This window comes from Arthrobacter sp. P1_A5 (assembly GCF_056406825.1).
In genome coordinates this window covers 1-9,136 of sequence record NZ_JBFTZL010000150.1, presented here as the reverse complement: position 1 = coordinate 9,136, position 9,136 = coordinate 1, and the positions used below count along the sequence as shown (strand labels likewise).

Genomic DNA, 9,136 nt, shown 5'->3' with positions numbered 1-9,136 from the left:
GCACGGAGGGGTCCGAGGCCACCGTCCGGGCCAGGGTCAGCGCCTGGTTCTCCGCCTCGCGGCCCAGCCGGTCATAGCTCAGCCAGGCGTGGACGGCGCTGCTCAGCAGCACCACCAGCGCCACGACGCCGAGCTGCAGCAGCAGTGTCTGGGTCGAAAAGCGCAGGGCCGGCAGTGCTGTGCGGCGCTTCATCGGGCTCCTGCCTGGGGTTGGTACGGACGTGAGCAAAATGCGCAAAATGCATCCAATAAGCAGTATGCCAATCAATTGAGCCAAAGGCCCAGTCGTGACGGGCGCCACTCTAACGTCTGTAGTGCGCATCACACCGGAGTGGTGTCATTCAACGAAGAAGGAGCCGGCCGTGCTGGTATTACTAGGATTCGCCATGATCGCGGTATTCATGGTGCTGATCATGACGAAGAAGTTGACGCCGGTGCTGGCGCTCATCATTGTTCCCACAGTCTTCGGGCTTTTCGCCGGCGCGGGCCTCGGCATCGGCCCGATGGTCATGGACTCCATGAAATCCATGACCTCCACCGCCGCGCTGCTGATGTTCGCGATCATCTACTTCGGGCTGATGATCGACGTCGGGCTCTTTGACCCCCTGGTCCGGTTCATCCTGCGAAAGCTCGGCAACGACCCCGCCAAGGTGGTCCTGGGCACGGCCATCCTCGCGGCAGCGGTCTCCCTCGACGGCGACGGCTCCACCACCTTCATCCTCACCACAGCGGCGATGCTGCCGGTCTACCTGCGGCTGAAGATGAGCCCCGTGGTCCTGACCTGCGTGGCCGGCCTGGCCAACGGCACCATGAACATCCTGCCCTGGGGCGGCCCCACCGCCCGCGCCGCCTCCGCGCTGAAGCTCGACGTCAACGATGTCTTCGTGCCCATGGTCCCGTCCCTCATCGCAGGGCTCATCGTCGTGCTGGTCTTCTCCTGGCTGCTCGGCCTGCAGGAACGCAACCGTCTCCGCGCCGTCGCCCCCGAGATCTGGGGCGTCCCGGACACAGCTGCAGCCTTCGACGGCGATGCAGACGGCGCAGCCGGCGGCACCGCGGCCGGCGGTACCGGAATCCGCCGCGGCCGCAAGGGCCCCGGAGCCTCGCCCGCCGGGCTCTCCCCGGAAGGATCGTCCGTTGCAGTGCTGGAGCGCGCCGATTCCTTCGTTGACGACCGCGACTCCGCCATGGCCGACACCGCCCTGGACCCCAACCGCAAGACCCTCCGTCCCAAGCTGTTCTGGTTCAACCTCGGCCTCACGGTCGCGGTCATGGCGACGCTCGTCGCCAACGTCATTCCGCTCCCGTTCGTCTTCATGGTCGGCGCCGCCATCGCCCTGCTGGTCAACTTCCCCAAGGTCAAGGACCAGAGCGCCCAGCTGATCGCGCACGCTCCCTCGATTGTCGCGGTCGTCAGCATGGTCATGGCCGCCTCGGTCCTGACCGGCGTCCTCAACGGCACGGGCATGGTCAAGGCCATGTCGGAATGGCTGGTCCAGATCATCCCGTCGGACATGGGTCCGCTGATGGCCGTGATCACCGGTGTCCTGAGCATCCCGATGACGTTCTTCATGAGCAACGACGCCTTCTACTTCGGCGTCCTGCCGGTCCTGAGCGAAACGGCGGCCCACTACGGCGTCAGCGCCGCCGACATGGCCCGCGCTTCCATCACCGGCCAGCCCTTCCACCTGCAGAGCCCCCTGGTCCCCGCCATCCTGCTCCTGGTCTCCCTCGCGAAGGTGGACCTGGGCGACCACCACAAGAAGGTCCTGTGGCGCACGGCCGTGATCTCCCTGGTGATGCTCGGAGTAGGAGTGCTCACCGGAGCCATCGGCATCGGCTAACAAACCAAGGAGCACCACAAATATTGATAGCGAGGCTGTCGGGTTCGGAGATTTTCCGGACCCGACAGTCCCGTTTGGTGAGGGAGGCTCGTCCGGCCTGGCGCCGGACGGCGGCAGGGAGTTCAGACACGTAGACTGGGACGGAAAATTATCCATACCTTGCAGGGGAGATCCATGGCTGCGATCAACCGCGACGACGTCGCGCATCTCGCGCAACTCGCGCACATCGAGATGAGTGCTGAAGAGCTGGACAGGATGGCCGGCGAACTCGCCGTCATCGTGGATTCAGTGAAGTCCGTCAGTGAAGCCGCCGGTGATGACGTCCCGGCCACGTCCCACCCGATTCCGCTGACCAATGTGTTCCGCGAGGACGTCGTGGGCCACACGTTTACGGCCGAGCAGTCCCTCTCCGGTGCCCCCGACGCGTACGAAGGCCGTTTCAAGGTCCCGGCAATCCTGGATGAGGACTAAGACCATGACTGAGAACAACGAACTGATCCGCCTCTCCGCCGCCGCGCTCGCCGAGAAGCTGGCCGCCCGCGAGATCACCGCCGTCGAGGTCACCCAGGCCTACCTGGACCGCATCGCCGCCGTCGACGGCAAGGTCCACGCCTTCCTCCACGTCAACGCCGACGAGGCGCTCGCCGTCGCCGCCGAAGTGGATGCGATCCGCGCCGCCGGCGGTGCCGCCGCCGAAGAGCTCCACGTCCTCGCGGGCGTCCCGATCGCCGTCAAGGACCTCATCGTCACGATCGGCCAGCCCACCACGGCCGGCTCGAAGATCCTCGAAGGCTGGCACAGCCCCTACGACGCCACCGTCGTCGAGCGCCTGCGCGCCGCCAAGATGCCGATCCTGGGCAAGACGAACCTCGACGAATTCGCGATGGGCTCCTCCACCGAGCACTCGGCCTACGGGCCCACGCACAACCCATGGGACCTGGACCGCATCCCGGGCGGTTCCGGCGGCGGCTCCGCTGCCGCCGTCGCGGCCTTCGAAGCCCCGCTGGCCCTCGGCACGGACACCGGCGGATCCATCCGCCAGCCCGGCGCCGTCACCGGCACGGTCGGCGTCAAGCCCACCTACGGCGGCGTTTCCCGCTACGGTGCCATCGCCATGGCCTCCTCGCTGGACCAGATCGGGCCGGTGTCCCGCACCGTGCTCGACTCGGCCCTGCTGCACCAGGTGATCGGCGGGCATGATCCGCGCGACTCCACCTCGCTGCCGGACCCGCTCGAGGACCTCGTGGCCGCGGCCCGGACCGGCAACGTCGAGGGCATGAAGATCGGCATCATCAAGGAGCTGCACGGCGAGGGCTACCAGGCCGGCGTCGAGAACCGCTTCAACGAATCCCTCGAACTGCTCAAAGGCGCGGGCGCCGAGATCGTCGAGGTCTCCTGCCCCAACTTCAAGTACGCCCTGGGCGCCTACTACCTGATCATGCCGTCCGAGGCTTCCTCCAACCTGGCCAAGTTCGACGGCGTCCGCTACGGCCTGCGGGTCCTGCCCGAACAGGGACCGCTGACCATCGAGCGGGTCATGGGGGCCACCCGCGCCGCCGGCTTCGGCGACGAGGTCAAGCGCCGCATCATCCTGGGCACCTACGCCCTGAGCGCCGGCTACTACGACGCCTACTACGGCTCGGCCCAGAAGGTGCGCACCCTGATCCAGCGCGACTTCGACGCCGCCTTCGAAAAGGCCGACGTGCTGATTTCCCCGACGGCGCCGACCACGGCGTTCAAGCTCGGCGAGAAGCTCAACGACCCGCTGGCGATGTACCTCAACGACGTCGCCACCATCCCGGCGAACATGGCCGGCGTCCCCGGCCTCTCCCTGCCCGGCGGCCTGGCCGACGAGGACGGGCTGCCCGTGGGCATCCAGCTCCTGGCCCCGGCCCGCCAGGACGCCCGCCTGTACCGCGTCGGCGCGGTCCTGGAATCCCTGCTCGAGGCGCAGTGGGGCGGCCCGCTGCTGGACAAGGCCCCCTCGCTCACTGATTCTGCCGTTTCAAGCCACGGAGGCTCACACTAATGACTGACGCAACCCTCAGCTTTGAAGAGGCGATGGACAAGTACGATCCCGTCCTGGGGTTCGAGGTCCACGTGGAGCTCAACACCAAGACCAAGATGTTCTCCTCCGCGCCGAACGTCTTCGGCGACGAGCCGAACACCAACGTCAACGAGGTGGACCTCGGCATGCCCGGCGTRCTGCCGGTGGTGAACAAGACCGCGATCGAGTCCTCGATCAAGATCGGCCTGGCGCTGAACTGCAAGATCGCCGAGAAGTGCCGCTTCGCCCGGAAGAACTACTTCTACCCGGACACCCCGAAGAACTTCCAGACCTCCCAGTACGACGAGCCCATCGCGTACGACGGCTACCTGGACATCGAGCTCTCCGACGGCACCGTGTTCCGGGTTGAGATTGAACGCGCGCACATGGAGGAGGACGCCGGCAAGCTGACCCATATGGGCGGCGCCACCGGACGCATCCAGGGCGCGGACTACTCCCTGGTGGACTACAACCGTTCCGGCGTGCCGCTGGTCGAGATCGTCACCAAGCCGATCGAGGGCGCCGGCAGCCGCGCCCCCGAACTCGCCAAGGCCTACGTGGCCGCCGTCCGCGAGATCGTCAAGAACCTCGGGGTCTCGGACGCGAAGATGGAGCGCGGCAACGTCCGCTGCGACGCCAACGTCTCGCTGCGCCCGCACGGCCGCGAACGTTTCGGCATCCGCTCGGAGACCAAGAACGTCAACTCGCTGCGCGCCGTCGAACACGCCGTCCGCTACGAGATCCAGCGGCACGCCGCCGTGCTGGACTCCGGCGAGCCGGTCATCCAGGAAACCCGCCACTGGCACGAGGACACCCGGACCACGACGTCGGGCCGGGCCAAGTCCGACGCCGACGACTACCGCTACTTCCCGGAACCTGACCTGGTCCCGATCACCGCGTCCCGCGAATGGGTCGAGGAGCTCCGGGCCACCCTGCCCGAGCCGCCGGCCGCGCGCCGCAAGCGCCTGCAGGCGGACTGGGGCTACTCGGACCTGGAGTTCCGCGACGTCGTCAACGCCGGCGTCATGGACGAGATCGAGGAAACCATCGCCGCCGGCGCCACCGCCACCGTGGCCCGCAAATGGTGGATGGGCGAGATCGTCGGCCGCGCCAAGAACGCCGACGTCGATCCCGGCCAGCTCGGCGTCAACCCGGCCACCATCGTGGAACTGAACAAGATGGTGGAGGACGGCAAGATCAACAACAAGATGGCCTCCGAGGTCCTGGACGGCGTGCTGGCCGGCGAAGGCACTCCGGCGGAAATCGTCGAGAAGCGCGGCCTCGCCGTGGTCTCCGACGACGGCCCGCTCCTGGAAGCGATCGACGCGGCCCTCGCCGCGCAGCCCGGCGTCGCGGACAAGATCCGCGGCGGCAAGATCCAGGCGATCGGCGCCATCGTCGGCGCTGTCATGAAGGCCACCCGCGGGCAGGCCGACGCCGGCCGCGTCAAGGAGCTGATCCTCGAGCGCCTCGGCGTCGAGGGCTAGCCCCTAGCCGCCCACTAAATCGGTCATGATGGTCTGCAATGCTTCGCAGACCATCATGACCGATGTGCGTTTAAGGTTCTCCGGCCGGGCCAGGACGTCGATCCGGCGCCGGGTGCTGATGCCCTCCAGCGGCCGCAGCACAATGTCCGGGTTCAGCACAGGCCGCGCGGTGTGCCGCGGCAGCAGGCCGATCACGCCGCCGGCCGCCACGAGCGCCGCCACAGTTGAGTAGTCGTTGATGCGGTGCACGATGTTCAGCTCACGGCTGGAGACCGCCGCGAGGGCGGAGAGCACGTCGGCGGGGGAGTAGCCGGCGCGGCTCGTCACCCACGGTTCGCCCACGACGTCGTCCGCCGTCACCRCGCGCTGGCCGGCCAGCCGGTGCCCGGCGGGCAGTGCCACGTCCAGCGGCTCGTGCGCGAGCGGGATCACCGCGACGCGTTCCTCGGGCCAGCGCGGGCTGTGGTCCATCCGGTGCGCCAGGACCAGGTCGTACCGCGCCGTCAGGGCGGGAAAATCCTGCTGGGCGACGTCCTCGTCGGAGAGCAGGATCCGCGGCTGGCCCGGGCCGTCCAGCAGCCGGGCCAGCGGTGCGAACAATGCCTGCCCGGCGCTGTGGAAACCGCTGAGCGTCACCGGCGCCACCGGTGAGCCGTGGTAGGCACCGATCGCCATCTTCGCATCCGCCATCGCGCTGACCACCGCGGCCCCGGCGTCCGCCAGCACCTGGCCGGCCTCCGTGAGCACCAGGTTCCGGCCCTCCTTGCGGGTCAGCGGCACCTCCACAGTCTTCTGCAGCGCGGCCAGTTGCTGGGACACCGCCGACGGCGTTACCAGAAGGGTTTCGGCGACGGCCTTGACGCTGCCCAGAGCTCCGAGTTCGCGCAACATCTCCAGCTGGTGGATTTCCATGCCAGCCATTCTATGCAACAGTGATTGCTAATTCGTCGATTGAGAAAAATTCGGTTGTGCTAATGCTTTCTGGTGGGTCTAATGGGGTGAGTTGTCCCACACGCCCGCCCCGCATGCGGAAACAGAACACGCGGAACAGAACGCGCGGAGCAGGACCCCAAAAGCACAGTTAGGAAGGCCCATGAAGGCTCTCTACAAGGCCGGCGCCCACGCAGGATTCGAGCTCGTGGACCGCCCCGAGCCCCAGACCGGGCCCGGCGACGTCAAGATTCGGGTCATGACCACGGGCATCTGCGGCACTGACCTGCACATCCAGGCCTGGGACGCCTGGGCGCAGGGCATCATCAACGCCCCCCTGATCGCCGGCCACGAGTTCTACGGCGAAGTCGTCGAGACCGGCGAGGACGTCCTGGACGTCAAGGTCGGGGACCGGGTCTCCGGCGAGGGCCACATCGTCTGCGGGATCTGCCGTAACTGCCGCGCCGGCCGCAAGCAGATGTGCATCAACACCGTCAGCGTCGGCGTCCAGCGCGACGGCGCCTTCGCCGAGTACGTCGTGATCCCCGAGACCAACGTCTGGGTCCACCAGGACCCCTCCGTCACCCCGGAACTCGGTGCCATCTTCGACCCCTTCGGCAACGCCGTCCACACCGCCCTGAGCTTCCCGCTGGTCGGCGAGGACGTGCTGATCACCGGCGCCGGACCCATCGGCCTGATGGCGATCGCCGTCGCCCGGCACGCGGGCGCCCGCAAAATCGCGATCACCGACGTCTCCGCGCCCCGGCTGGAACTGGCCCGCAGGCTCGGCGTCGACCTCGCGATCGATGTCTCGAAGATGCGGGTCAAGGACGCCCAGCGCGAACTCGGCATGCGCGAAGGCTTCGACATCGGCATGGAAATGTCGGGACACCCCACCGCGCTGCCTGAGATGATCGACAACATGAACCACGGCGGCCGGATCGCGATGCTGGGACTGCCCAGCCAGTCCATCGACATCAACTGGGGCAAGGTGGTCACGCACATGCTGACCATGAAGGGCATCTACGGTCGCGAAATGTTCGAGACCTGGTACGCGATGAGCGCCATGCTCTCCTCCAACCCGGCCCTGCACGCGAACATCTCGGCCGTGGTCACGGACACGCTGCCGGCCACCGACTGGGAAAAGGGTTTCGAGGTGGCCCGCGCCGGCGTCGGTGGCAAGGTGGTCCTCGACTGGACCGTTTTCTAGGTCCCTTTCCCCGATCGCGCGCTTCCGGGCTCCTGCCAGACGCCGCCTTCCACGCACAGCATTCCGCCCCCGCATCCAACCAGCCGAGGAGCCAACCCATGTATTCAGCCATCAAGGACCAGCTGCAGCACGAACTCGATGAGATCCGCAGCGCCGGTCTGTTCAAGACCGAGCGGCATATCGACTCGCCGCAGGCCAACCGCATCAAGGCCGGGCAGATCGGCGAGTCCGGCGCCGACGTGCTGAACTTCTGCGCCAACAACTACCTGGGCCTCGCCGACCACCCGGACATCATCGCCGCGGCGAAGACCGCCATGGACGAGCGCGGCTTCGGCATGGCCAGCGTCCGCTTCATCTGCGGCACCCAGGACCTGCACCTGGCACTGGAAAAGCGCGTCTCGGCGTTCCTCGGCACCGAGGACACCATCCTGTTCTCCAGCTGCTTCGACGCCAACGGCGGCGTATTCGAGTCCCTCTTCGGCCCGGAAGACGCAGTCATCTCGGACGCCCTGAACCACGCGTCCATCATTGACGGCATCCGGCTCTGCAAGGCCCAGCGCTTCCGCTACGCCAACCAGGACATGGCGGACCTCGAATCGAAGCTGATCGAGGCCACCACGCAGGAGAACCCGGCCCGCCGCAAGATCATCGTCACGGACGGCGTCTTCTCGATGGACGGCTTCCTGGCCCCGCTCGAAGCGATCTGCGACCTCGCCGATAAGTACGACGCCCTGGTCATGGTGGACGATTCCCACGCAGTGGGCTTCATGGGCGCCACCGGTGCCGGCACGCCGGAACACGCCGGCGTCTCGGACCGCGTGGACATCTACACCGGCACCTTCGGCAAGGCCCTCGGCGGCGCCTCCGGCGGCTACGTCTCGGGCCGCGGCGAGGTCGTGGCGATGCTCCGCCAGAAGGCCCGCCCCTACCTGTTCTCCAACTCGCTGGCCCCGGCGATCGTCGCGGCCACGCTCAAGGCCCTGGACCTCGTGGAAAACTCCGGCGAACTGCGCGGCAAGCTCTTCGCCAACGCTGAACTCTTCCGGAACCGCATGAGCGAGGAAGGCTTCGACCTGCTCCCCGGCGAGCACGCCATTGTCCCGGTAATGTTCGGCGACGCCGTGATGGCGGCCAAGGTGGCCGACGCCATGCTCCACAACGGCGTCTTCGTCACGGCGTTCAGCTACCCGGTGGTGCCCAAGGGCGCCGCCCGGATCCGCGTCCAGCTCTCCGCCGCGCACAGCGCCGACGACGTCGAAGCCTGCGTCCAGGCGTTCGTGCGCAGCCGCGCAGCAGTGGCAGCAGCCTAGAGCGCCTGATCGCCRAGGCCGGGCCCCCGCATTCAGCACGGGTCCGGCCCGGCCCCAGGAGCCAGGCCCTGCCCGGCCTTGCTCGTTCATCCAGGCTTCCTCCACGTGCTGGTCCGCGTGACATGTACAGCTTCGGCAGCGAGGACTGGACATAATGCCACTATGTCCAATGGCCGCGACCAACGAAGGGCATGTCCCGGGCCGGCCCGCAGCAACGAGGGACATGTCCAGCCGTGCGGACCACGGAAGAGCATGTCCCGGGCCGGCCCGCAGCAACGAGGGACATGTCCAGTCGTGCGGACCACGGA

At 67.4% G+C, this 9,136-nt stretch carries 7 protein-coding genes and 1 pseudogene; 6 read left to right on the top strand and 2 right to left on the bottom strand.

What is annotated here, in order from left to right:
- A pseudogene (locus AC1D1S_RS16420) lies at positions 1-193 on the bottom strand (histidine kinase); the annotation flags it as partial.
- Positions 194-362: 169 nt separating this feature from the next.
- Between AC1D1S_RS16420 and AC1D1S_RS16415 the strand changes: the two are divergent.
- The 4 genes from AC1D1S_RS16415 (at position 363) to gatB (ending at position 5,378) form a co-directional block, all read left to right on the top strand.
- Positions 363-1,844 (top strand): CitMHS family transporter, encoded by a 1,482-nt coding sequence (locus AC1D1S_RS16415; protein ID WP_243179655.1) that lies wholly within the window; start codon positions 363-365, stop codon positions 1,842-1,844.
- Positions 1,845-2,018: 174 nt separating this feature from the next.
- Positions 2,019-2,315 carry an Asp-tRNA(Asn)/Glu-tRNA(Gln) amidotransferase subunit GatC gene (gatC, locus tag AC1D1S_RS16410; RefSeq protein WP_026537696.1) on the top strand — a complete coding sequence of 99 codons (297 nt, stop codon included), beginning with the start codon at positions 2,019-2,021 and terminating at the stop codon, positions 2,313-2,315.
- A gap of 4 nt (positions 2,316-2,319) precedes the next feature.
- Entirely contained in the window at positions 2,320-3,873 is a 1,554-nt protein-coding gene (gatA, locus tag AC1D1S_RS16405; RefSeq protein WP_079551532.1) for an Asp-tRNA(Asn)/Glu-tRNA(Gln) amidotransferase subunit GatA, read from the top strand.
- On the top strand, positions 3,873-5,378 hold the full coding sequence (gatB, locus tag AC1D1S_RS16400) for an Asp-tRNA(Asn)/Glu-tRNA(Gln) amidotransferase subunit GatB (RefSeq protein ID WP_476945640.1): 1,506 nt from the start codon (positions 3,873-3,875) through the stop codon (positions 5,376-5,378). The genes gatA and gatB overlap by 1 nt, the downstream gene beginning before the upstream one ends.
- A gap of 3 nt (positions 5,379-5,381) precedes the next feature.
- Here gatB and AC1D1S_RS16395 read toward each other — a convergent pair whose 3' ends face one another.
- Entirely contained in the window at positions 5,382-6,290 is a 909-nt protein-coding gene (locus AC1D1S_RS16395) for a LysR family transcriptional regulator (RefSeq protein WP_476994940.1), read from the bottom strand.
- Between the two features lie 181 nt (positions 6,291-6,471).
- Between AC1D1S_RS16395 and tdh the strand changes: the two genes are divergently transcribed.
- Positions 6,472-7,518 (top strand): L-threonine 3-dehydrogenase, encoded by a 1,047-nt coding sequence (tdh, locus tag AC1D1S_RS16390; RefSeq protein WP_476945642.1) that lies wholly within the window; start codon positions 6,472-6,474, stop codon positions 7,516-7,518.
- Positions 7,519-7,616: 98 nt separating this feature from the next.
- Positions 7,617-8,828, top strand: a complete 1,212-nt coding sequence (locus AC1D1S_RS16385) for a glycine C-acetyltransferase (RefSeq protein WP_243179652.1) — start codon at positions 7,617-7,619, stop codon at positions 8,826-8,828.
- Positions 8,829-9,136: the final 308 nt, after the last annotated feature.